The organism is Winogradskyella marincola (assembly GCF_029624125.1).
Classification (GTDB): domain Bacteria; phylum Bacteroidota; class Bacteroidia; order Flavobacteriales; family Flavobacteriaceae; genus Winogradskyella; species Winogradskyella marincola.
In genome coordinates, this window is the sequence record NZ_JARSBN010000001.1 from 550,460 (window position 1) to 576,192 (window position 25,733).

The window sequence follows — 25,733 nt, forward strand, 5'->3', positions numbered from 1 at the left end:
CAAAAGATGTCCAAAATTATGTATTTTTGATATCTAATTTTTCAATCATAAAATAATGAGTCACAATATCAAACCTGGCGTTGCAACAGGTAGAGAAGTTCAGGAAATTTTCAAATTAGCTAAAGAAAAAGGATTTGCCTTACCAGCTGTTAATGTTATTGGTTCAAATTCTATCAATGGTGTTTTAGAAACTGCAAAAGCTTTAAACGCTCCTGTTATTATTCAGTTTTCAAACGGAGGCGCACAGTTTAATGCAGGAAAAGGCTTAGGAAACGAAGACCAAAAAAGTGCTATCGCAGGTGGCATTGCTGGTGCTAAGCACGTGCACCATATGGCAGAAGCTTATGGAGTTCCTGTAATTTTGCATACAGACCACTGCGCAAAGAAATTACTACCTTGGATTGATGGCTTATTAGATGCTAGTGAAAAGCATTTTGAAGAAACAGGAAAGCCTCTATATAGTTCTCACATGATTGATTTATCTGAAGAACCAATAGAAGAAAACATAGAAATCTGTAAACAATATCTTGCGCGTATGAGCAAAATGGGTATGACTTTAGAGATAGAATTAGGTATTACTGGTGGAGAAGAAGATGGTGTAGACAATAGCGATGTAGATGTCTCTAAACTATACACACAACCAGAAGAAGTTGCTTACGCATACGAAGAACTTAGTAAAGTTAGCGACCAGTTTACTATCGCTGCTGCTTTTGGTAACGTACATGGTGTATACAAACCAGGTAACGTAAAATTAACACCAAAAATCTTAAAGAACTCTCAAGAGTATATTACAGAAAAATACAACGTTGGTCATAACCATATCGATTTTGTATTCCATGGTGGCTCTGGCTCTACAGTTGAAGAAATTAGAGAATCTATTGGCTACGGAGTTATAAAAATGAATATCGATACTGATATGCAATGGGCATTCTTAACAGGTGTTAGAGACTACGTACAAGACAAAAAAGATTACTTACAAACTCAGATTGGTAATCCAGAAGGAGACGATGTACCAAACAAAAAACATTATGACCCTAGAGTTTGGCTAAGAAAAGGAGAGCAAGCGTTTGTTGAACGTCTTAAAAAAGCTTTTGAAGACTTAAACAACGTAGATACTTTATAATAACGTATTTCATATTTTCAGACCTATCAAAACTTATAGTGTAGTTTTGGTAGGTTTGTTGGTTTTAACAATTACATTAGTGAAGCGCTTTTGAGTTTAATTAATTAATAGTAATTTTGCCTCCACTAACTAATAGCAATTAATTATAGAAACCTTATTAAATCTATGATTATAAACTAACCCTAAGCATGTCTAAGGGTCTAAAAAAATCAAATTTATATGGCTTGGTTTAAAAGAAAAGATAAAGGAATTCAAACTTCAACTGAAGAAAAAAAAGATACTCCTAAAGGACTTTGGTACAAATCTCCAACAGGAAAAATAATTGATACTAAAGAACTTGAGAAAAATTTCTATGTTAGCCCAGAAGATGGTTACCACGTAAGAATTGGAAGTAAAGAGTATTTTGAAATATTATTTGATGATAATAAATTTAAAGAATTAGATACAGATTTAACATCTAAAGATCCTCTTAAATTTATTGACACCAAGAAATACCCAGACCGATTAAAAGCCGCACAAGCTAAAACCAATCTTAAAGATGCTGTGCGTACAGCAGTAGGAAAATCTAACGGTGAAGATTTAGTTATTGCTTGTATGGACTTTGGTTTTATTGGCGGATCAATGGGAAGCGTTGTTGGCGAAAAAATTGCAAGAGCAGCGGACTACGCCTTAAAGAAGAAAACTCCATTTATGATTATCAGTAAGTCTGGTGGTGCACGTATGATGGAAGCCGCATTATCTTTAATGCAGCTGGCAAAAACCTCAGCTAAATTAGCACAACTTGCAGATGCTGGTATTCCTTACATCTCATTATGTACAGATCCTACAACTGGTGGTACTACTGCTTCGTTTGCAATGTTAGGAGACATTAATATTGCAGAACCAGGTGCGCTTATTGGTTTTGCTGGTCCTAGAGTGGTTAGAGATACTACAGGACAAGAATTACCAGAAGGATTCCAAACCTCTGAATTTTTATTAGAGCATGGTTTCTTAGATTTTATTTCGCACAGAAAAGATTTGAAGAAAAAAATAAATCTTTACATAGATTTAATTAAAAATCAACCCGTAAGGGCATAACAAAAAAAGCGAGCTATTTAGCTCGCTTTTTTTATGCTCTTATAAAATACAATGAGAAACTAGTTCCTTTATCTACTACACTATCTACTTCAATTTTTCCGCCAAGACTTTCAATATGATTTTTGGTAATAAAAAGCCCTATACCTCTACTATCGTGATGGTTATTAAATGTGCCATTTAGAGTAAATAGTTTAGATCCATTTTTAGATAAGTCCATACCAACACCGTTATCGGCAATCTTTAAAACAACATACTGACCTCTAATCTCTGTAGTCAATTCTACAACAGGCAAACGTTTGGGAGATTTATATTTAATTGCATTAGTTAAAAAATTAAGTATAATGCTATCCAGATAAGCTTCAGTAGCCATTACTTTTATATTGGCATCTACATTGTTTAAAATAGTACACTGTTCTTTTTTAGCAATTGCATTAACATTATAAGTTGCGCTCTTTATATAATCATTAAGCCTTAGACTACTTAAATTATGCTCATGCTTTGGCTTATCAATTTTTATCTGTCTTAAATGTTCAATAGTATCATTTAGATTTGAAATAGACTCTTTTAACATCTTAAAGTTTTCACTATCTACCAACTCTGGGTTTTCCTCTTCTAAAAATTCTGAAATAGAAAACAAATTGCCTATATGTGTTCTAATATCGTGTGTGGCTATGTATGTAAAATCTTTTAGAGTTTCATTTTGTCCTTTTATCACATTCATTAAAAGTTTGAACCTCCAAGAAGCCGACTTTTGTTCTGATATATCAGTTATTTGAGATATAAAGTACATTGGCTCGCCTTCAGGATCTCTTACCAAAGATACCGAAAGTAATGCCCAAACAATATGACCATCTTTATGGAAATAGCGTTTCTCCATTTGATAGTTTTCAATATCACCATTAAGCAATTGATGCATAAGATTGATATCTTTTTCAAGATCGTCTTTATGAGTTATATCCTGAAAAGCCATAGAATAGAACTCCTCTTCAGAGTACCCTAAAAGCTTACTAAGGCTATGATTTACTTTTACCCAAGCTCCATTTAAACTTACTATAGAAATTCCCCCTTTGGCATAATTAAAGATCTTCCTATACAGGACATCTTCAACTTTTTTAAAGTTTTTTGACATAAGCGCTTTGTTAATATTAATATAAACTTGGGGTCAACAAGATACAAGGCAACACAAAGCTACAATGCTCTTTTTAAGGGGATTAAACCTCAAAAATACAAAAAAAATTAACAATTATCTATTGGGCTTCTAAAATATACGGAAAATTCTGTCCCAACATCTACACTACTTTCTACTTTAACCTTACCACCTAAAGATTCTATATGGTTTTTAGTGATAAACAAGCCTATACCTATAGCATCATCATTAGTATGAAACGTTTTATACATCTGAAAAAGCTTATCTCCAAACTTATTCATATCTATACCCAACCCGTTATCTTTAATTTTTAAAACCACATAATCCGCTTCAAAAAAAGAGGTTAGCTCTATAATTGGTGCTCGTTTTTCTGATCTATATTTTATTGCGTTGGTAAGAAAATTGAGGACAATACTATCTAGATACGCTGGCAAACCCATTACACAATGAGACTCATCTATTAGATTATAAATTAAAGCATCTGTATTTTGAGCCATCGCAATAATATTATACATGGCTTTTTCTACATATTCATAAAGATTAAGCTCTTGCAGTTTTGATGGCTCAACCTCTCTAATTTTAGCAACTTCTGTAAGATGAGCTACTGTTTCTTGCAAGTTACCTACTGCTTGTTTTAACAATCTATAATTTTCATTAGAAACTAGGTCATTAAAATCGTCTTCTAAAAATTCTATAAGAGAAGTAAGATTTCCTGAATGCGATCTAAGATTATGCGTTACAATGTCTGCAAAAGAAGTTAACCTGTCATTTTGCTCCTTTGCAACATTGAGCATAGTTTTTAATTTATCTTGGCTTTTTTGACGGTTAGTTATATCCGTAAACTGCCAAATCATATAAGGCTTATTTTCTTTAAAATAAACAAGGGTTACATAAATCAAAACCCAAATAACATCTCCATTTTTATGAAAATAGCGCTGTTTAACTCTATACTTATCAATCTCCCCTTTCATTAAATTCTCGTACTTTTCTTCATGCACACCTAAGTCCTCTATAAAGACTATATTGTCGATATCCATATTAAAAAGCTCGGATTTTGTATAACCAAAAATATCTGAAACAGCTTCGTTCATCTTTAACCAATTGCCATCCATACTTACAACAGCAATGCCGTTATACGTATTATTAAACACACGGTCTAAAACATCGTAAGCGTTTGTAACATTTTTAGAAGATCGTATAGCTTTCATCCTAATAAAATTCCAGGATTAATAGGCAAAAGCTCTTAACTAGTCGAGGGGAGACTTTAATAAAATACTGTTATACAGATTAAAAGTTACAAAAAAAACCACAAATTGCAAAAAAGCATTATATTTGCCGCTTGAAAGAAAGCCTTTCATAGTACATAACAATCATTTACAACAATATTAGAATGTATTTATCTAAAGAGACAAAAGAAGAAATCTTCGCAAAACACGGTAAAGGAAAAAACGATACTGGTTCTGCAGAAGGACAAATTGCGTTATTTACGTACAGAATTAATCACTTAACTGAGCACTTAAAAAAGAATCGTAAAGATTTTAACTCTGAGCGTTCTCTAGTAAAGTTAGTAGGTAAGCGTCGTGCTTTATTAGACTACTTAACTAAAAAGGATATCTTAAGATACCGTGCAATAGTAAAAGAATTAGGATTAAGAAAATAATCTCTGATAGAAAGACCACGCTTTTAGCGTGGTTTTTTGTTTACAATATAACGTCTTCGAAAGCGTTTAATTTTCGAATTGAAGAAGCTCTCAAGGTTTTTCATTGGTCACACAACAACTACACAACAACACAACGACCATTGTTTAACATTGCTGACTATGCGTGTCATATCAGCTAAAGAATTAAAATTTATATGATTCCAAAAACTTACAAAGAGGTCATAGACCTAGGTGATGGTAGAGAAATCTCTATCGAAACCGGAAAACTTGCAAAACAGGCTCATGGTTCTGTTGTTGTGCAATCTGGAAAATGTATGTTATTATGTACAGTTGTTTCCAACTATAAAGCTGCAGACGTAGATTTTTTACCATTAACAGTAGATTACCGTGAAAAATTTGCTGCTGCTGGTCGTTATCCTGGTGGTTTCTTTAAAAGAGAAGCAAGACCAAGCGACGGAGAAGTATTAACTATGCGTCTTGTAGACCGTGTTTTACGTCCATTATTCCCAAAAGATTACCACAGCGAAACTCAGGTAATGATTCAATTAATGTCTCATGATCCAGAAGTTATGCCAGACGCTATGGCTGGTTTAGCTGCATCTGCTGCTATTCAATTATCAGACATTCCTTTTGAAACTCCAATATCAGAAGTAAGAGTTGGACGTATTAATGGAGAATTCATCATCAATCCAACATTAGCACAATTAGCAGAATCTGATATCGACATGATGATTGGTGCATCTGCTGATTCTGTAATGATGGTAGAAGGTGAAATGGATGAGATTTCTGAAGAAGAAATGACAGAAGCTATCAAAGCTGCTCACGAAGCTATTAAAATACAGTGTGAAGCTCAAACAAAATTAGCTGAAGCATTTGGTAAAAAAGAAACCAGAGAATACGAACCAGAAAGAGCAGACGAAGATTTAGCTAAAAAGATCCACGATATGGCATACGACAAAGTATATGCTGTAGCAAAAGCAGGATCTTCTAAGCACGAACGTGGTGCTGCATTTGCAGAAATTAAAGAAGAAATAATCGCTTCATTCTCTGAAGAAGAAGTCGAAGATTTTGGCGATTTAATTTCAAAATATTATAGCAAAGCTGAAAAAGCTGCTGTACGTGACTTAACATTAAACGAAGGATTACGTTTAGACGGTCGTAAAACAACAGAGATTAGACCAATTTGGTGTGAGGTAGACTACTTACCATCAACACATGGTTCTTCTATCTTTACTCGTGGAGAAACGCAAGCATTAGCAACCGTTACTTTAGGAACAAGTAGAGAAGCTAACCAAATAGACATGCCATCTTTTGAAGGTGAAGAGCGTTTCTATTTACACTATAACTTCCCTCCATTTTCAACAGGTGAAGCAAGACCAATTAGAGGTACTTCTAGACGTGAAGTAGGTCATGGTAACTTAGCGCAACGTGCATTAAAAGGTATGGTACCAGAAGATTGTCCATACACTGTACGTGTGGTTTCAGAAGTATTAGAATCTAACGGGTCTTCTTCTATGGCAACAGTTTGTGCTGGTACTATGGCACTTATGGATGCTGGTGTACAATTAAAAAAGCCTGTTTCTGGTATTGCAATGGGATTAATCACCGACACAGAGTCTGGTAAATACGCTGTATTATCTGATATTTTAGGAGATGAAGATCACTTAGGTGATATGGACTTTAAAGTAACTGGTACTGCAGATGGTATTACGGCTTGCCAAATGGATATTAAAGTAAAAGGATTATCGTATGAGATTTTAGTAAATGCACTAAAACAAGCTCGTGATGGTCGTTTACATATCTTAGGCAAATTAACAGATACAATTTCTACGCCTAATGGTGACGTTAAAGGTCATGCACCAAAAATGGTTACAAGACGTATTCCTAATGAATTCATCGGAGCACTTATTGGTCCTGGTGGAAAGAATATTCAAGAACTACAGAAAGAAACAGAAACTACTATTGTTATCAATGAAGATCCTGTTACAGAAGAAGGTATTGTTGAAATCTTAGGAGTTGGTTCTGAAGGAATCGATGCAGTATTAGCTCGTATCGACGCGATGCTATTCAAACCAGAAGTTGGTAGCATCTACGAAGTAAAAGTGATTAAAATGCTAGATTTTGGAGCTGTTGTAGAGTATACAGAAGCACCAGGAAACGAAGTCTTATTACACGTTAGTGAATTAGCTTGGGAACGTACAGAAAATGTATCTGATGTTGTAAACATGGGAGATGTATTTGATGTAAAATACTTTGGTATAGACTCAAGAACACGAAAAGAAAAAGTATCTCGTAAAGCTATTTTACCAAAACCAGAAGGTTGGGAAGATAGACCAAAACGCGACAACAATAAAGGGGGTAACAGAGACAATCGTGGACGTGACAACCGTAACAAAGGTAATCGCAGAGACGACAGAAACCGTAAAGACAATAACAAAGAAGATTAATTAAATCATCTTTAATTGCTAAAAAAAGCCCATCAAATTTTGATGGGCTTTTTATTTTAATTAGGAAAGGAAACTGGTGCAAAATCTAAATTTGGTCCATCCCAGGTGGTAATAAATATTACAGATAGCACAACTCCAGAAATCAACAATCCAACACCTGTTCCATATATAATAGACATTGTCTTATTATGCAATCGTATAGATTCAATAGAATTCGGATCAATAAGATTTAATTGATCATTTCCTTTAACTCTCTTAATCCCATAATAAACACCATCAGAATGAACAATCTTTTTAAATTTTAATTTTATACCATTTTTGGTTAAAATCTTTACTCTTTTACCTTCTTCAACAGCTTTATCTAGAGTAACATGCTCTTTATGATAAACTCTACAACTTTGAAATAATATTAAACTTGTTAGAATAACACTAATTAGTCTTATTTGTTTTCTAGCACTTTTCATATCAATAAAATTTAGATTCACACCTAAATTAACTTGCAATAATTGAAATTAAATTATTTATTTCACGTAAATCACAATCTATTTTTGTAATTTTTACAAATACATATAAATACTTTAACTTTAAATATCATTTTATGCAAAGTATATTTATTAATCATCTAAAAGAAAAAGCATCATCTAAAACCTCCTTTGTTGAAGAAGTGGCTACTATTTTAGATATAGGCTACGATGCCGCATACAGACGCATAAACCAAAAAACAAACCTTAACCTTGAAGAAGCTGTAAAACTTGCTAAATACTACAAAATATCCTTAAACCAACTATTCGAGGTAGGTAGTCAAAATACTATTATTACAGAAAAATCACCAATCATAGAAAATGAATCTCAATTAGAGTCGTACTTTACTAAATCTATAGAAAATCTTATCCCACTCACTAAACTTAAAAGCGCTTCAATCTTATATTCCGCTAAAGACATCCCTTTATTTTACACCTTAAAAGATTCATACATTACACGCTATAAAATTTATGTTTGGTTAAAACTGTCTAATAAAGAGATGACTAAAAACAAGATTTCGTTTGATGAGTTTATTAAAACGATTCCTGATTCTTTATTAGAAAAGGCATTTGAGCTTGGCCAAACCTATAATTTCATTAACATAACAGAGTTTTGGAATGACAATACCATAAATGGAACCTTAGAACAAATCACCTATTTTTATGAATCTCAGCTTTTATCTAAAGAGTTGGCATTGAATATATGTGATGATCTTACTGATATAGTGAACCATATTGAAGAACAAACTATAAAACAGAGTATTTTAAACTCAAAAAACAACGCATCTTACAATCTCTACAAAAGCGATTTACTAACTATGAGTAACATTATCTTAGTTAAAACCAACTATAGAAAAGCTTTTTTTGTTCCTTACACAGTTTTAGAGTATTTAAAAGTTGAACATCAACCAACTTGCGATGTCATGGATGAATTTTTCAAAAAACAAATGACAAACTCAAAATTACTAGTCCATTCTGGTGAGAAAGACAGAACCTTGTTCTTTAATAAAATGCATCGCAAAATAGAGAAACTTAAAAATCAGATTTCATTAAACTCAATAACAGATCTCGATTAGCGTATAAAATCAATGGTTCTAAATTTTAACATTTCTAATTTTATAAATCTTAACGGTTTCCCAATTAACATTTCTTAATAATCTAAAACAGATAAGAGCTCGTAACTATCATATACATCAACACCAAAAACCAAAGGTTATATGAAAAAAAACAACGCTCCTTTCCACCAACTAAAACAACGTATTTCTAACCGACTAAATGCATTCAATGGCTTTTTTATTACAAAAGGAAAAACACAAAGCCATCACAACAAAATTGTTTTATTAAGCACCTTTGCACTGTTTAGCATAGGCTTTTATTTTTTATATGTATTTCATAATGATTTTGAAGAGCTTAATGCCGAACGTATAAGTTCTAAACTTGGACTCACATTTATGATTACAGCAGTAATCTTATTTGTTTATAAAGCCTTCTTCTTTTTGTATACAGCTTATAACTATTACAAATACAAAGCCATTGATTCCATATCTAATGAAGAGCTCCCAACTTGCACAGTCATTGTTCCTGCATACAACGAAGGCAAACAAGTCTATGATACTTTAATGAGCCTAGCAGAGAGCAACTACCCATCTGAAAAACTTGAATTACTATCCATTGATGATGGTAGTAAAGACGATACCTGGAAATGGATGATGGCAGCCAAAGACGTTTTAGGAGACAATCTAAAAATCTACCAACAACCACACAACCAAGGAAAAAGACATGCACTCTACAGAGGGTTTAATCTTGGTACTGGTGATGTTTTTGTTACTGTAGATAGCGACAGTATTGTTACAGAAGACACGTTAAGAAATTTAGTGAGTCCTTTTGTAAAAGATAAAAACTGTGGTGCTGTTGCTGGTAACATAAGAGTGCTAAACAACAAAAAGGAATTACTCCCTAAAATGCTGGATGTTAGTTTTGTTATGAGTTTTGAATTTGTAAGATCTGCCGAAAGCAACCTCAACTCTGTATTATGTACTCCAGGAGCTTTAGCGGCTTACCGAAGAGATGCTGTATTTTCCTGCTTACCAGAATGGATTAACCAAACTTTTATGGGACAACCATCTGATATTGGTGAAGACAGAGCTATGACGAATATGATTTTGAAACAAGGCAAGCATGTTTTATTTCAACAAAATGCTGTTGCTTATACCAATGTACCCGACAAATATCCAGGACTGTATAAAATGTTTATTCGTTGGGGACGAAGCAACGTTAGAGAAAATTTAGAAATGGCAAAATATGTGTTTACCAATTTTAGAAAAGGGAATAAAACAGGCAGCAGACTTTTATTTATTAGTCAATTCTTAAGAATTGTAATGAGCTATCCTTTTGTAATTTTTATGCTTTTCTTTGTGCTAACACACCCATTACTGTTCTTAGGCTCTACCTTAGTAAGCATTATTATTCTATCTACTTTTTCGGTGGCATTTTTCGCTTACCGTTACGAAATAAAAGAATCCGTTTGGGCATACACTTATAGTATACTGTACACTTTTGCATTGTTCTGGATTACTCCTTATGCTATTGCCACCGCAAATAAGAGAGGTTGGCTAACGCGCGAATTGAAATAAAAAGCTAAAAAAATTACAATAAAAAAACGCCTGAATACCGAAGTATTCAGGCGTTTTCTGTTTTCATTAAAAACAGAGCTTTTACTAAAAAGACATTAATAAACTAGCAGACAATCCTGTTGCTTCAGGTACAAATCTACAAACACCTCCAACACATACTAAACCTGCACGTTGCCTTCCATAGCTTAGAGAAAAGCGCGTTGTTCCTTTATTAAAGCTTCCTCCAATATTATAATAATGGTTTTCTGAAGTACTACTATCAGTTCCACTATTATAGATGTCATTAACATAAAATGATAATCTCGGACTTGCATTGTATTCTATTGTACCACCAACCCAATCATGGTTTTCTGAATTAGACCACATTTTCTGTAACTCTAAACGCACAGACTGTCCAATTTTTCCAAATTTATATGTTGTTTCTCCTACTACAATATTGGTTTTAATTTGTTCACCTGAAAAATTATCCTCAATAGTTTTTTGGTTGTAATATTGGTTAACGTAGTAAAAAATAGAGTTAACTTTTTTGTTCCACTTTTTTCTAATTTCTAAACTTAAATCAGAGAAATACTTATCACCAAAACCAAAATAGTCTACATCATAAGATAAATTATCATAATCGTAGTTACCTTTTAAACCTGCCCAATATGATGCGTTAAACGCCAACTTAGTTCCATATTTACCTCCGAGTGCTGTTCCTTTTTTAATGTTATAAAACACATCTATCTGCCCTCCTATTTCACCAGCTTCCATAAGTTCAGGGTCTGCAAAAACAACTTGAGATTGCGCCTGATACACAAAAATATTAGACAGTAAATAATCATGCTGCTTTGTTAATGCAGGTGTAAAATTGATATTGTTTTCTAAAAACACATTTCCTGTTTTTTCGCGTTCGGAATAGAAACCCATATTTTCTAATCGTCTAAATGTAGCATCTAAACCAAATCCCTTTTTTGAGAACCCAGTATTAAACAATAAAGCACTACCTGGATTTACAAAATCATCTAGCAATTGTCCGTTAAATACATAAACATCATCAGACTTAGCCACGTACTCTGCATTAGCATAAAAACTACCTTTAGAAAAGTCTATACGACCAGAAAAAGCATTGGTTAATTCATCAAAATTAGGGTCTTCTATATTGGTTTTTTCTTGTCTGCCAACATAACTAAGACCAAGGTTTAATGATGAGTTTTCGAGCTTAAATATGTTAGAAATATCAATTTCAGTATTAAAACCAAAAATATCACTATCTGCAGTTTCAAAGCCAACACGTTGTTTTCCATACAACCCTGATAAAGACAAAAAGTTTGTTGGCATGTATTTTACTCTTCCTCCTAAAAGTGCATTATTAAGTCCCAACTGTCTGTCTTCCCAGTTACGGAGTATAAGACCACTACCAAACTGCTCATAGAAATGTCCTGCTGTAGCTTCTAGTTTTTCACTTCTATAATTAAGCGAGTAGATACCTAAGTTGGTACCATCAAAGTTTGGCGAATAGTTAAGCAATGCCAAAGGTTCGTATGACTCTAACTGAACAGTAGCTGTGAAATTTTTAAGAAAATTATAATCTAATTTTAAATAAGAATTAACTCTAAGGTGTTTATCTGTATCGTCATTTACATCATCCTCAAAAGATCCTGTGCGTTTATCGTCGTTATACCAAGCCATGTTAGACTCTAGACCAACACGTAAATTATCTAGTAACTGCGCAGACATTTGATTTATGGTAAAACAAAATGCTACCAGCAATAAAAGCTTTTTCATAAGTAAAGGGTAATTTAGTTAGGTTAGTTTAGAGTAAATTATTTCTTAGCGTGTTCTTTTACAACCTCATAAAGTTCTTCTTCACTTCCTGGTGTATAACCTGTTCTTGTATGAATAATTTCTCCGTTTTTCACCACTACAACATATGGCAATACACTTATGTTTAAGGCTCTTTTAAGGTCTTGGTTATCATCTAACAAAATCTGATACTCCCAACCTTTACCATTTACCAAAGGCATTACTCTCTTTTTGGTTCTAGCATCATCGGTAGAGATAGCAATAAGCTCTACATTGGTTTCGTCTTGCCAATCTTCAGATACATCTGCAATAGCATCTAACTCGTTAATACAAGGCACACACCATGTTGCCCAAAAACTAAATATTTTTATATCATCAGAGTTCGCTAGTTCCTTTACAGACACACTGTTTCCCTCTAAGTCATTAAGACTTAAATCAGGAAATTCTTGACTATTTATACATAAAGAACTTAAAAAGAGTAGGGTAAAAAATAGGTGTTTCATTGATTTTTTAAACCAAACTTCAACTCTTTATTATTAAAATTTTGCATTTTATGAAAACTAAACACTTAATTAATCTTTTGTTTATTGCCTTAACCATTAGCTTTAGTTCATGTAGTAGTGATAGCGATGGTGATGGTGGTGGAAACGGTAATGGCAACGGTAATGGTAACGGTAACGGTAACGGTAACGAAATCTCAAGTATTTCTGTTCAAGTATCTAGCTCTGTAGCTTGCGGAATATACGTTGGTGACATTGTTAATTTCTCTGTAAAAGGAAACAATAACCAAGATGTTACAAACTCTGCTACAATTTCGGTTAACGGAACTGCTATAACCGGTAACTCATATACAACGACCACAGCAGGATCATTACAAGTTACTGCAACCTACCAAGAAATTACAACAAACAACGCTCTTAACGTTAATGTTGCTGAAGATTATTACAAATTCTCCAAAAATGTTTTAGTTGAAGATTACACTGGAACTTGGTGTGGTTACTGCCCAAGAGTATCTCATGCTATAGAATTATCAAGACAACAAACAAGTCAAGTTACTGTAGTTGCTGTACATAATGATGAAGAATATTATTGTAATGAAGTAACTCAACTTGAAAATGCGTTTGGCATCACAGGATATCCTACAGCAAAAGTAGACAGAGCATCTGATTGGACCTACCCAGAACCAAGCAACGTAAACCAAGTGGTTGACCCAACATTATGCGACAACGCACCTTTAGGCTTAGCAATTACACCGTCATTATCTGGTAATACTATGACTATTAAAGTTGATGCAAAATTTAGTCAGGATTTTGATTTCAACAATACTAAACTTGTTGTTTATATTCTAGAAGATGGTCTAATTGCTGACCAAGAAAATTACACTAGTTATTATGGTGGTGTAGATGTGATTTCTAATTTTGAACACAACCATGTTCTAAGGTCTAGCTTAACCAATGTTGCAGGTGATGCTATTAACAGTAGTGAGGTTACAAACTCTTTATACACAAGAACCTTTACTGCCAATGTACCTTCTAACGTAGCCAACAACTCAAATATGAGTATTGCCGCCTTCATATCTAATGATAATTTTGCTGGGCAAGCTTATGTTATCAACTCTAGAATGGCTCATTTTGGAGACGCTCAAGATTTTGAAGAAAACTAATTATAGCTAACTAACCAACCTTTTAAAAGGAGACCATTTTTCGGTCTCCTTTTTTATTTTTAATACTTTCGAACTTCTATTTGCATTAAAATTCTTACATGAATTTCACATTTTGTCACCGACAAGCTGACAGTTTTAATGTATTTAACATATCTTAAGATTCACATATCCTTAAGCATACAAGCAATGTTTTGGCATATCCTCAACAATTCCACTTTTTCTTTTTAAACTTCAAAAATCTCAAAATCAACTTTTTAGTTTGGCACTATCGCATGGTGTTTGTGGCTTTATAGACACTGACAGATAAAGTTTAACTAAAAAATAATTATGAAAGTATTAGTAATAGGTGCCGGAAACATGGGCTTAACCTATTCAGAAGGAATGGTAAATTCTTCTTTATTGGGAAAACAAAAATTAAGAATTTACGATACCGACCCGAACAAAATTGAAACACTACGACAAAACCCAAAATTTGAGGTATACACCTCTCTAGACGATGGTTTACCAAAATCGGACATTGTATTCTTGGCCGTAAAACCATACCACTGTGAAGGGCTATTTAAAGACATGAAGCCATTTATTAATGATGAGCAGATATTTGTATCGTTAATGGCTGGTGTTAGTATAGAAACCATACAAGAAGGTTTAGGCACCAAAAAAGTAATACGCACCATGCCCAATTTGCCAGCAAAAGTTGGTAAAGGAGTTACATCTTACACTGGTGCAGATGCTATATCTCGTGTAGAGTTGCTAATGGTACGTCAACTATTAGACACCACAGGGACTTCTATACACGTGGATTCCGAAAAATTTATTGATGCCTCTACTGGAATTTCAGGTAGCGGACCTGCGTATGTATTCTACTTTATGCAGTCTATGTTAGAAGCTGCTCAAAACATGGGATTTTCAGACTATGATTCAAAAGTATTAGTAAGCAATACTTTTGAAGGTGCTATTGAATTGTTTAACCAATCTAACATATCTCCAGAGCGCTGGATTGACAGAGTAGCTTCAAAAGGAGGTACAACACAAGCAGCAATAGACTCAATGGAAGATAACAATGTAAAACAGCTAATCCAAGATGCAGCATATGCTGCCTTTGACAGAGCTGTAGAATTAGGTAAAGACAAATAATATGGCAGACGATATAAAACGTGTAGTAGTAAAGGTAGGTACCAATGTACTTACCAATAAAGATAATAGAATATTAGGCCCTGTTTTGCGAGAATTGGTACGTCAAATTTCTGTACTGTACGAACAGGACATTATGGTCATCCTTGTGTCTTCGGGTTCTGCTATTGCTGGTATGGAAATACTTGGCGAAACCGAAATTACAGACAAGTCTGTAAGACGCCAAGTATACTCTGCTGTAGGACAACCTCGAATGATGCGTCATTATTATAGTATTTTTCATGATTACGGCATGCGATGCGCACAAATACTAGCCACAAAACGCGATTTTGATGCTGGTAAACATCGTCAGAACATGATTAACTGTTACGAAGGCCTTCTTAGAGAAGGAGTTATTCCTATTGCTAACGAGGATGATGCTGTTTCATTAACCATGTCTATGTTTTCAGACAATGATGAGTTAGCAAGTTTGGTCGCAGAACTTCTAGATGCTGATCGCTTAATTATTTTATCAGACACAGATGGTTTATACACAGGACACCCAGATGATGATGATTCTGAAAAATTGAGTGTTGTAAAAACCGATCAGAATGTAGAACGCTATGTCTGCGCTTCTAACAAAAAAGAAGGCGAAGGTCGTGGTGGTATGGCTTCAAAATTAAAAATAGCTAAAGGTACTGCCAGAAAAAACATACCTACTTACATCGCTAATGGTAAGCGAGAAAATGTCATTGTAGACATTATTAACAACAAACCCGTAGGCACTAAATTTATTAATGCCTCATAAAACACAATTATGCAATTATTAAACACCACAATAAAAAACAACGTATTACAAACTATGGCAGAAATTTTAGATCGTGATCGCGATGCTATCATTGCTGCCAACAAAAAGGATTTAGATGCCTTTCAATTAGAAGATCAAGCGCTTTTTCAGCGTCTCATCGTTAACAACAAAAAAGTTGATGAGATGATTACAGCTATAGAATCTGTAAGACAGCAAAACGATCCTGTGGGTCGAGAAATTTCAAACAGAACTTTATCCAATGGATTAAATGTTGTAAACACTACAGCTCCATTTGGTACGATTCTTATCATTTACGAATCTCGACCAGACGTAACGATTGAGGCTGCTGTATTAGCTTTTAAAGCCAATAACAAAATTTTACTAAAAGGAGGTAAAGAAGCCTACCACAGTAATGTTATTTTAGAACAGTGCTGGCACGAAGCACTTACAACACATGGCTTATCTAAAGCGTGGATAAAATTACTTCATCTTAAACGCGAAGAAACTCAAGCCTTTCTAAAAAACCCATCAGAACCTTTAGATCTTATTGTTCCCAGAGGTGGCGAAAGACTAATCAACTTTGTTAAAACCCACGCAACTTGTGCTGTTTTAGTCAGCGGTAGAGGCAACAATTTTTTATATGTATCAGAAAATGCAGATTGGAGCAAAGCCGTTAACGTAATTATCAATGCCAAAACCGACAAAATTTCGGGCTGCAATGCTTTAGACAAAGTATTAATAAATAAAAATCTACCTGAGTACGACTTAAAACTCTCAATGCTAAAACAAAAATTAGAACAACATAATGTTGAAATTGTGGTAGACACTAAAGTTGGTAAAGTATTGTCTGAGGAAGACATAATTTCGGACGATGCAATTTGGAAAGAAGAATTTTTAGCACTTAAGCTTCTTATTGGCGAAGTCAATTCTCTTGAAGAAGCCGTAACCCTTATCAACACACATTCTGGAAAACACTCTGCCGCTATTATTACCGAAAATAAAGACGAAGCACTTAGTTTTATGCAACAAGTAGATAGTGCTGCCGTTTACCACAATGCCTCTACCCGATTTACAGATGGTGGACAAATGGGAGTTGGTGCAGAACTTGCTATAAGTACAGACAAACTTCACCACAGAGGGCCTTTAGGATTAAACCAGTTAGTCACTAATAAATATTACGTTTTTGGTGATGGCCATGTACGTGTGTAGGAGGGTTTCAAATCATAAAATGACTGTTTTTCTTGATTTTTTGATATAAAATCGTTATTATGAATGTTATGATTACACAAGATAAAGACAAGTACACCGAAGAGTTAAGTCAATCTATTTCCTATCTTGAAGGTTTAGGGTATTCAAAAATTAAAGCCGACATTGAAGGCTATGAATCACCAAAATCATATTTAAAAAAAGGAAGTGAAATTGAAGTAACACCAGACATTGTAGCAGAAAAAGAAGGACGTAAACATATTTTTGATTTAAGTCTTAAGTCTCAAAAACCAAGATTATTAAAATCTAAGTGGCTATTTTTAAACAGCTTAAGTCAAATTAAATCTTACCGATTTCGTCTCATCACCACAAGAGGTCATTACAAATTTACCAATGAAACGGTTGATGATATTAACCTCAACACCGTTAAACTCATTAAAATTTAATTTTTTTTCTAAAGTGGTGTAACATTTTGATGCTTTCTTACGTATAATAAAAGCAACAATGATGTTGTAAATTGCACAAATCATAAAAAGTAAATGAGACAGCTCAAAATTACCAAGCAGGTTACTAACAGAGAAACCGCTTCATTAGACAAATACCTACAAGAAATTGGTAAGGTCGACTTAATTACAGCAGACGAAGAAGTAGAGTTAGCACAGCGTATTAAAGCTGGTGACCAAGTTGCTTTAGAAAAGTTAACTAAAGCTAACTTACGTTTCGTAGTTTCTGTGGCAAAACAATATCAAAACCAAGGTTTAACATTACCAGATTTAATTAACGAAGGTAACTTAGGTTTAATAAAAGCTGCACAACGTTTTGATGAAACGCGTGGTTTTAAATTTATATCGTATGCTGTATGGTGGATTCGTCAATCTATTTTACAAGCATTAGCAGAACAATCTCGTATAGTGCGTTTACCACTAAACAAAATTGGTTCTATAAACAAAATTAACAAGACATTTGCTTTCCTAGAGCAAAGCCATGAGCGCCCACCTTCTGCAGAAGAAATTGCTAAAGAATTAGACATGACCATTAACGATGTTAAAGAGTCTATGAAAAATTCTGGTCGTCACGTCTCAATGGATGCACCTTTAGTTGAAGGAGAAGATTCTAACCTTTACGATGTATTACGTAGTGGTGAGTCTCCTAATCCAGACAAAGACTTATTACACGAGTCTTTGAGAACTGAAATAGAGCGTGCTTTAGAAACGTTAACTCCTCGTGAAGCTGATGTTATTCGTTTATACTTTGGCCTAGGAAATCAACATCCTATGACTTTAGAAGAGATTGGTGAGACTTTTGATTTAACACGTGAGCGTGTAAGACAAATCAAAGAGAAGGCAATCCGTAGATTAAAGCATACCTCTAGAAGTAAAATATTAAAGACTTATTTAGGTTAACCTACTCGAAAAGAACACTTTATTCATTATGATTCAAAATGCTTATAAAAGTATTTAGAGTAAAAATGATATAAAAGTTTGATTAGGCTTGGTTTTTTGTATATTTAAGCACCAACCTAATGAAATAGCATAACGACAACAACAGTTACAAAACATAACTGTTCGTTTTTTGATTGATGAAAGAACCCACGGCTGATTACCGTGGGTTCACTTTTTTATAACATCTTATCAACTCCAACCTTAAAAAATTTCATTTTTATATAACTTTGCTCAAACCTATAACAACACAACTCAATGACAAAAAAATTGATAGCTCCTTCAATGTTAGCCGCTGATTTTGGCAACTTGCAACGCGATACCGAAATGGTTAATAACAGTGATGCCGATTGGTTTCACATAGATGTTATGGATGGCCATTTTGTACCAAACATATCCTACGGAATGCCTGTAATTGCAGCAATAAAAAAGCATGCTACAAAGCCTTTAGATGTACATTTAATGATTGAAAAACCTGAACGCTACATCGAAGAATTTGCAAAGGTTGGTGCAGATATTATTACCGTACATTATGAATCTACAGTACACTTACACCGTACGCTACGACAAATAAAAGATGCTGGCTGTAAGGCTGGTGTAGTGCTTAATATTACTACGCCTATAAATGTTTTAGAAGATATCTTACCTGAGTGTTACATGGTATTATTAATGTCTATTAATCCAGGGTTTGGCGGTCAGAAATTTGAAGACGTTACTTACCAACGCATCAAGAAATTGCGCAACATGATAGACGAACAAGGTCTAGACACTCGCATTGAGATTGATGGAGGTGTTACAGATAAAAACATTGAACAGCTTGTAGAAGCTGGCGCAGATACTTTTGTTGCCGGGAGCCACGTTTTTAAAAGCGAAAACCCTACAGCAACAATTAAAAATTTAAAAACGTTAGCAAACGCATAAAAATAAGCTATCTGAAACGTTAATATTTTGTCTACCTGAACGCATTTTAGATTCTAAAATAAATTCAGAATGACGGATTCTCATACGTTTCAGACAGCCTTATTTTTACAACTGCTTTAGCAGGTAATTAATTAAATCGGTTGTTGTAACAATACCAACAAGATTACCATCATCTACAACGGGTAATGCATGAAATTCATTTTTTGATAAAATCTCTGCAACCTCTTTTATGGTAGCAGCAGCTGGTACAGTGACCACATGTTTTACCATTACCTGATCTATCGTAAACATATTATAGACCAAAGCATCTACTTCAGACTCATCTTCAAATACCGCATCAGCAAAACTTATACGCAGCAAATCTGAATAGCTAAGCATCCCAATTATAACGTCTCCATTAACAACAGGAATGTGTCTTATTTTGTGTTTCTTAAATAAGAGTTCAGCAGTTTCTAAATCGTCATCTCTGTTTACAGCGATGATATCAGTACTCATTATTTCGGAAATGGGAGGAGAATATAACATAACTATTAGTTTTATAATTCACTATTAAAAGTAAAATATAAAACCTACAGATCTTATGACAAATATCATGTACCTGCCCTAAGTCTTATCGACATCTAAGCGTCATCCATGCTTCCATAACCATAGCCATAACCGTAATTATAACCATAGCCTTGAGATTTCTTTGCTCCTACACTGTTAAGTACATAAGCCATGTTTTTTAGCTTGCCATTCTCAGATAACTCCTTAGAGAAATTCAATAAATTCTTCTCTGTATAATTGGCTCTAGTAATGTATATGGTCGCATCTGCTAATTGAGAAATCAGCATTGTATCTGTAACCAGTATTGTTGGTGCAGTATCCACAACCACATAATCATACACTTCTTTTGCTTCGTCTATTAGCTTTTTAAAACGTCCATTAGTTAAGAGATGTGCTGGATTTGGAGGTATACTTCCCGAAAGGATAATATGATGATTAGGATGCTTTTCAAAACCGTTGATCAATGCATCTTGCCAACTGTAATTGACATCATGAAGATAATTAGACAAACCTGGCTTCTGCTTATCTTCACTAATATGCGTATGTATTTGCGGATTTCGTAAGTCTGCTCCTATAAGTAGCACCTTTTTATTGATACTAGACAGTGCAAGAGATAAGTTAAGACTCACGTAGGTCTTTCCTTCACCTTTAATTGTAGATGTACAATATATTACCTTTCCTTTTTCACCATCTTTAACTGGTAAAATAAAATCTACATTAGAACTCAAAATTCTAAAAGACTCTGCCAAAGGTGTACGATCATTAGGATCGTTAAATATGATATCTTTCTTCTTTCTTAAATCTGGTATCTCACCAATTACAGGAATCTTAGAGGTAATAGTATTGATATCCTCTTTACTATGCAGCTTAGTATCTAGCATAAAAAGTAAATATAAAATACCAAAAGGAATAAGTAAACCAGCCATTAAGGCACCTGCATATACAATGCTTGGTTTTGGCGAAATAGGCCTAATACCAGAAAGTGCGCTTTCCACAACTTTTATAGACGGTTCTGTAATTGCTAAATTAATAGCAGCTTCTTCCCTTTTTTGTAACAACAATAAATAAAGGCTCTCCTTAATTTTTTGTTGACGGTCTATAGCTTTAAACAAACGCTCTTGCTCAGGTATTTGAGACACTCTTCCTGCCAACATTCTGTTTTTGCTCTTTAATTGGCTTAAAGAGGCTTTAACCTGTGCAGAATAACTTTTTAAAGAGCGGTCTATATTAGACTTTAAGTTTTGTACTTCGGTGATTGCTAATTGCACTACAGGGTTATTCTTACCTCCACTGCTAATTACTTTATCTCGGTTTATGACTGCCGTGTTATACTCTAAAATAAGCGAATTAACACTTACATTCTCTATTCCAATATTTACTGGTAATAACCCTGATTCAGAATCGTTGGTTAGGGAGTTAATTAATAATTCTGATAACTCAAGCTGATTTTCTAGAGCAAATACTTCTTCCTCAGATTTTGTACGTTGCTCTAACCCTATTTGTGCATCGGTTTGAATATCTACAATGTTGTTATCTTGCTTAAAACCTTGTCTCCCAATTTCTATAGAATCCAGTTCTTTAGCCAACAACTTAAATCTGCCATCTATAAAATCTATAGTACGCTCAGAAACAAGCTGTCTGTCTTTAATACCATCTTCATTAAAAACATCCATTAAGGTCTCTAATATTTTTTCAGACAATTCCTTGCTCTCACCTTTAATAGATAGTTTTAAAAGATCGCTTTGCTCACCAATAGCCTCTACAATCACCTTACTCTTTAGAGAAAGTGTCGCATCTTTTAAAGGTTTGAAGATAATATTATACGCTGTATCCTCAATATCTACAAACGGAATGTTTGTATTGAGTTTTATCTCAAAAGGAAGGGTATGGTTTTCCGAAAACGTTGAATGCTCTTTAAAATTAAAAACTTTATCTGTATCTAAATTTGTAATTTGAAAGCCCTTACTTTTTACCAACACCCTATAGGATGATGTTTTTGTTATGCTATCAGATTTAATTTTTTGCAGAAAATCTAAAGGCAATTTATCTATTTGAGAGGTTTGAATAGTACCCTCTTCATAAAAAACAGTATTCAAATTCAGCTGTCTCACCACCCTATTCATAATAAGGAAAGAACTTAGAATTTCTATTTCATTCTCAAGATTAATATTGGATCTCTTAAAAACTAAAGCTGATGTCGGTAGCTCTAATCCTTCAGACTCATCTAGTACTTTTACTTTAGAATAGGTTTCATAAATGCGTGGTGCATATCGCAAATAAGCATATGCACTTAATAACGACACTACAACCGCGACTATAAACCAAGGCCAATAACTAAGATATTGCCTTACAACTTGTTTTATGTCAATTTTATCCTCTTCACCAAAGAAGCTATTGTTAAATTGGTTCTCCATAATCTATCTCGTCAATAAAATTGTAACACTTAGCGCTAAAGAAGCAATGGTTAATATGGTACTTACATTTCCTATAAAGCCAGCACTTTTCACCTTAGGATTGTTAGGGTTAACAATTATATTATCATTGGGTTTTATAAAGTAAAACTCACTATTCATAAATGCAGAAGAGGTTAAATCTATATGAGATATCTTACGCACACCATCTACCTCTCTGGTGACAAGAATATCATCTCGTTTGCCATTAATCGTTAAATCGCCAGCGTAGCCTAGGGCTTGTAAAATTGTAATATTCTGCTCAGTAAAACTGTATGTTCCTGGATTCTTTACCTCGCCTAAAATAGTCACCTTAGCGTTTAAAAGTCTTACATTAACGGTTGGGTTAACGAGGTGACCTCCAGAGGTTAGTTGGTCCTTTATTTCGGCCTCTAAGGCTTTTGTTGTTTTATTAGCTGTTGAGATTTCACCTAAAACGGGGAACTTTATGGTATTCTCTACAGACACCAAATACCCATCTAACTGAAGCACTTGAATATTTTGCGGTTGGGTACCTAAAGCATTAGTTTTATTGTAGGGTATTGCCGCTTCTGGCATTGTGCTCTCTACCGAGATCTTTAATATATCATTAGGTTGGATATTAGCAGACTCGTAGTTTACTTTATTATTATCTTGCTGTACTGCATCTTGCATATACAATATTTCCTTCTTGGAAGCACATGAACTCAAAACGACTAAGATCAGTAGACTTAAGATTCTTCTTTTCATTAAAAACTTAAATTAAAAGTACAGCAAATATAACCGCATTTCAAGGATTGGCAATAACAATTATAAGATTATAAGAAACCTTCACCTTAAAGCAGGCTTAATTCTTCGTTATTTTTTTGAACAAAAAAGGCAATAAATAAAGCACAGAACCATAGAGCAGTAAAAATATTATCTGTGTATTAAGATTAAGATGTAAGAGGTTAAACGCTATCCCAATAATCACCACATTAATGCTACTAATTAAAATTGTAGTCATTAAGTGACTATACCCACTTCTTATAAATCTGTGGTGAAGGTGGTTTTTATCGGCTTTAAACGGACTTGTCTTATGAATAACAACTCTTATAAAAAACACTCTAAATGTATCTATAAGCGGATAAAACAATAAGGCTAAAGCCAAAGCAGGCGAAGCCTTAAAGTAAGCTGAAGTTTTGTCTAATTGTGCCATGTTAATAAAACTTATGGTAAAAAAAGCAAGCAGAAAACCTACAATCATAGACCCTGTATCTCCCATAAAAATCTTATTCTTATTAGAAAAATTCAATCTTAAAAAAGCCAAAAGGCAACCACAAAGGGCAATAGCTATTGTAGCCAGGCTTAACTCACTAGAATTAACAAAAAGATAAACAAAAACACCACTGATACTAAATGCAACTGTACCTGCCAACCCATCTACTCCATCAATTAAGTTGTAAGCATTAATAATAAGAATGTAAACAAACAGTGTAAACCCTACCGATATCCAATAAGGCAATACATCGATATCTAAAATCATTGAGAAGCCAATAATTCTGGTATTGGTAAAGACAATAAGCAGTCCGGCTGCTAATAATTGCCCCATCAATTTTTTACTAGCAGAAAGTACAGTTAAATCATCTTTAAGCCCTAGAAAAAAGAGAATTGTTAAACCTCCCATAACCAAAAGCAACACCTTTGTATTTAAAAATGCGCCTACGATGGTCATTACAACTATTAACCCTACAAAAATACCTATACCACCAAGGGTTGGTGTTTTATTAGAATGCACACTTCTGCTGTCGGGTTCATCCATTAAGTGCTTCTCTTTAGCAACGTATAATATGGTTGGAAAAGTCTGGTACGCTATAAAAAAGGCTAAAGCAAAAGCTGCTATGAGCCAAATGGTTATATTATTTTCAGGAGTAAAATTCTCCAGTAATGTTTCAATCATGCGGTTGATTTTAAAACATCTTAGGGGCTCGAAATATACAAATTTCTACACGAAGCATAAGATGATAAAACAAATAAGTGTTAATTAATTGCTTTCAAAGTTAAGAATATGAGACACAATTCGTTCTGCAGTTTTACCATCCCATAACGGAATTGTTTTGTAGTCTTTCCATTGGTCTTCAAAGAGCTTTTCGAGATAGGGTTTTATAGCTTTGGGGTTAGTACCTACCAATTCATTAGTGCCCAATGTTAGGGTCTCTGGACGCTCTGTATTATCTCTCAGTGTCATACATGGAACATTCATAACAGAGGTTTCTTCTGTAATACCACCAGAGTCTGTAATGACTGCTTTGGCATTTTCTACTAAATAGTTAAATTCTAAATAACTTAATGGCGCTACCATATGCAACCTTGGATGCGACACTTCTAAACGTTCTAAAATTTTAGCCGTCCTTGGGTGCACCGGAAAAATTAATGGCAGATCATTGGTATTGGCTATAATTTCGTCTATCATAGCCTTTAACTGGCTCTCTTCATCGACATTGGCTGGTCTATGAAGTGTCATTACTATATATGATTTTGGCTTTAGCTCTAACTGATTATAAACTTCTGGCGGTTTAAAATTTGGTCTTTGCTTTAAAAGCGTATCTATCATAGTATTGCCCACGTAAAATATCTGATTGTCTTCGACACCACTTTTAAGAAGGTTATCGTTGGCCAACTCTGATGTTGTAAAGAAATAGTTGGTGATACTATCGGTTACCAATCTGTTAATTTCTTCTGGCATTGTCCAATCCCCAGAACGAATACCTGCTTCAACATGAGCCACTTTGGTGTGTAGTTTTTGTGCTACTAAAGCACATGCCATTGTTGACGTAACGTCTCCCACTACCAAAACTAAATCGGCAGGATACTGTGTTAGCTCCTTTTCAAAACTCACTAAAATGGCAGCGGTTTGCTCTGCTTGCGTACCTCCACTACATTCTAAATTAACATGGGGTTCTGGAATGCTGAGTTGTTCAAAAAAGCTTCCAGACATGTTTTTATCATAGTGCTGCCCTGTATGTACCAAACGATAGTCTAACGCTTCTCCGCTGCTCTTTGCCTCTTCAATAGCATGAATTATAGGTGCTATTTTCATAAAGTTTGGTCTTGCGCCTGCGATTATGGTTATGGTGTACATAATGATTTTAGGGTTGATTTTAATTCTTTAAGCAATACTACTAACGTGGCAAATTTATATCTTTTTAACAATTTTCTTGTATGTCTTCTCGGTTTTG

Annotated in this window: 23 protein-coding genes; 13 read left to right on the forward strand and 10 right to left on the reverse strand. The window is 34.1% G+C overall.

Translation table 11 applies throughout. The features are described from left to right. Positions 1 to 55: 55 nt before the first annotated feature. The gene (gene fbaA, locus P7122_RS02585) at positions 56 to 1,123 is read left to right on the forward strand and encodes a class II fructose-bisphosphate aldolase (RefSeq protein ID WP_278004210.1); all 1,068 of its coding nucleotides are present in this window, start codon (positions 56 to 58) and stop codon (positions 1,121 to 1,123) included. 219 nt (positions 1,124 to 1,342) lie between these two features. Further along, positions 1,343 to 2,200, forward strand: a complete 858-nt coding sequence (accD, locus tag P7122_RS02590; protein ID WP_278004211.1) for an acetyl-CoA carboxylase, carboxyltransferase subunit beta — start codon at positions 1,343 to 1,345, stop codon at positions 2,198 to 2,200. Between the two features lie 31 nt (positions 2,201 to 2,231). On the opposite strand, the gene P7122_RS02595 is transcribed toward accD, so the two are convergent. Beyond that, complete coding sequence (locus P7122_RS02595; RefSeq protein WP_278004212.1) at positions 2,232 to 3,329, reverse strand: sensor histidine kinase; 1,098 nt, start codon at positions 3,327 to 3,329, stop codon at positions 2,232 to 2,234. 107 nt (positions 3,330 to 3,436) lie between these two features. After that, the gene (locus tag P7122_RS02600) at positions 3,437 to 4,555 is read right to left on the reverse strand and encodes a sensor histidine kinase (protein ID WP_278004213.1); all 1,119 of its coding nucleotides are present in this window, start codon (positions 4,553 to 4,555) and stop codon (positions 3,437 to 3,439) included. A 182-nt stretch (positions 4,556 to 4,737) separates the two neighbouring features. Here P7122_RS02600 and rpsO point away from each other — a divergent pair, with 182 nt between their 5' ends. Both rpsO and P7122_RS02610 read left to right on the forward strand, forming a co-directional pair. Continuing rightward, positions 4,738 to 5,007, forward strand: coding sequence for a 30S ribosomal protein S15 (gene rpsO / locus P7122_RS02605; protein WP_278004214.1), 270 nt, complete (start codon positions 4,738 to 4,740; stop codon positions 5,005 to 5,007). A 194-nt stretch (positions 5,008 to 5,201) separates the two neighbouring features. Further along, a complete protein-coding gene (locus P7122_RS02610; protein ID WP_278004215.1) occupies positions 5,202 to 7,454 on the forward strand; it encodes a polyribonucleotide nucleotidyltransferase in 2,253 nt (750 codons plus the stop codon). A 56-nt stretch (positions 7,455 to 7,510) separates the two neighbouring features. Here the strand turns inward: P7122_RS02610 and P7122_RS02615 are convergent, their stop codons facing one another. Then, positions 7,511 to 7,918 (reverse strand): hypothetical protein, encoded by a 408-nt coding sequence (locus P7122_RS02615; protein WP_278004216.1) that lies wholly within the window; start codon positions 7,916 to 7,918, stop codon positions 7,511 to 7,513. Between the two features lie 134 nt (positions 7,919 to 8,052). Between P7122_RS02615 and P7122_RS02620 the strand changes: the two genes are divergently transcribed. Together P7122_RS02620 and P7122_RS02625 are read left to right on the forward strand one after the other, a co-directional pair. Then, positions 8,053 to 9,051, forward strand: coding sequence for a hypothetical protein (locus tag P7122_RS02620; protein ID WP_278004217.1), 999 nt, complete (start codon positions 8,053 to 8,055; stop codon positions 9,049 to 9,051). Between the two features lie 141 nt (positions 9,052 to 9,192). Continuing rightward, positions 9,193 to 10,608, forward strand: a complete 1,416-nt coding sequence (locus tag P7122_RS02625) for a glycosyltransferase family 2 protein (RefSeq protein ID WP_278004218.1) — start codon at positions 9,193 to 9,195, stop codon at positions 10,606 to 10,608. An 84-nt stretch (positions 10,609 to 10,692) separates the two neighbouring features. Here the strand turns inward: P7122_RS02625 and P7122_RS02630 are convergent, their stop codons facing one another. Together P7122_RS02630 and P7122_RS02635 are read right to left on the reverse strand one after the other, a co-directional pair. Next, entirely contained in the window at positions 10,693 to 12,375 is a 1,683-nt protein-coding gene (locus tag P7122_RS02630) for a DUF6029 family protein (protein WP_278004219.1), read from the reverse strand. A gap of 38 nt (positions 12,376 to 12,413) precedes the next feature. Next, a complete protein-coding gene (locus tag P7122_RS02635) occupies positions 12,414 to 12,896 on the reverse strand; it encodes a TlpA family protein disulfide reductase (protein WP_278004220.1) in 483 nt (160 codons plus the stop codon). A 50-nt stretch (positions 12,897 to 12,946) separates the two neighbouring features. Between P7122_RS02635 and P7122_RS02640 the strand changes: the two genes are divergently transcribed. The 7 genes from P7122_RS02640 (at position 12,947) to rpe (ending at position 19,540) form a co-directional block, all read left to right on the forward strand. Next, positions 12,947 to 14,056, forward strand: coding sequence for an Omp28-related outer membrane protein (locus P7122_RS02640; RefSeq protein ID WP_278004221.1), 1,110 nt, complete (start codon positions 12,947 to 12,949; stop codon positions 14,054 to 14,056). 327 nt (positions 14,057 to 14,383) lie between these two features. Continuing rightward, entirely contained in the window at positions 14,384 to 15,190 is an 807-nt protein-coding gene (gene proC, locus P7122_RS02645) for a pyrroline-5-carboxylate reductase (RefSeq protein ID WP_278004222.1), read from the forward strand. 1 nt (position 15,191) lies between these two features. Then, entirely contained in the window at positions 15,192 to 15,974 is a 783-nt protein-coding gene (proB, locus tag P7122_RS02650; RefSeq protein ID WP_278004223.1) for a glutamate 5-kinase, read from the forward strand. A gap of 9 nt (positions 15,975 to 15,983) precedes the next feature. Further along, positions 15,984 to 17,183: a glutamate-5-semialdehyde dehydrogenase gene (locus P7122_RS02655; protein WP_278004224.1), complete on the forward strand. Its 1,200-nt coding sequence runs from the start codon at positions 15,984 to 15,986 to the stop codon at positions 17,181 to 17,183. A gap of 59 nt (positions 17,184 to 17,242) precedes the next feature. Then, complete coding sequence (locus tag P7122_RS02660; RefSeq protein ID WP_437130083.1) at positions 17,243 to 17,626, forward strand: hypothetical protein; 384 nt, start codon at positions 17,243 to 17,245, stop codon at positions 17,624 to 17,626. Positions 17,627 to 17,719: 93 nt separating this feature from the next. Further along, the gene (locus P7122_RS02665; RefSeq protein WP_040247666.1) at positions 17,720 to 18,583 is read left to right on the forward strand and encodes a sigma-70 family RNA polymerase sigma factor; all 864 of its coding nucleotides are present in this window, start codon (positions 17,720 to 17,722) and stop codon (positions 18,581 to 18,583) included. Between the two features lie 294 nt (positions 18,584 to 18,877). Next, a complete protein-coding gene (rpe, locus tag P7122_RS02670; RefSeq protein WP_278004225.1) occupies positions 18,878 to 19,540 on the forward strand; it encodes a ribulose-phosphate 3-epimerase in 663 nt (220 codons plus the stop codon). 105 nt (positions 19,541 to 19,645) lie between these two features. Here rpe and P7122_RS02675 read toward each other — a convergent pair whose 3' ends face one another. The 5 genes from P7122_RS02675 to wecB all read right to left on the reverse strand — a co-directional run bounded on the left by P7122_RS02675 (position 19,646) and on the right by wecB (position 25,636). Next, positions 19,646 to 20,065 (reverse strand): CBS domain-containing protein, encoded by a 420-nt coding sequence (locus tag P7122_RS02675; RefSeq protein ID WP_278004226.1) that lies wholly within the window; start codon positions 20,063 to 20,065, stop codon positions 19,646 to 19,648. Between the two features lie 95 nt (positions 20,066 to 20,160). After that, positions 20,161 to 22,500 (reverse strand): GumC family protein, encoded by a 2,340-nt coding sequence (locus tag P7122_RS02680; RefSeq protein ID WP_278004227.1) that lies wholly within the window; start codon positions 22,498 to 22,500, stop codon positions 20,161 to 20,163. Between the two features lie 3 nt (positions 22,501 to 22,503). After that, positions 22,504 to 23,190 (reverse strand): polysaccharide biosynthesis/export family protein, encoded by a 687-nt coding sequence (locus P7122_RS02685; RefSeq protein ID WP_278004228.1) that lies wholly within the window; start codon positions 23,188 to 23,190, stop codon positions 22,504 to 22,506. A 172-nt stretch (positions 23,191 to 23,362) separates the two neighbouring features. Continuing rightward, positions 23,363 to 24,454: an MraY family glycosyltransferase gene (locus tag P7122_RS02690; protein ID WP_278004229.1), complete on the reverse strand. Its 1,092-nt coding sequence runs from the start codon at positions 24,452 to 24,454 to the stop codon at positions 23,363 to 23,365. A gap of 84 nt (positions 24,455 to 24,538) precedes the next feature. Next, a complete protein-coding gene (wecB, locus tag P7122_RS02695; RefSeq protein ID WP_278004230.1) occupies positions 24,539 to 25,636 on the reverse strand; it encodes a non-hydrolyzing UDP-N-acetylglucosamine 2-epimerase in 1,098 nt (365 codons plus the stop codon). Between the last annotated feature and the right edge of the window lie 97 nt (positions 25,637 to 25,733).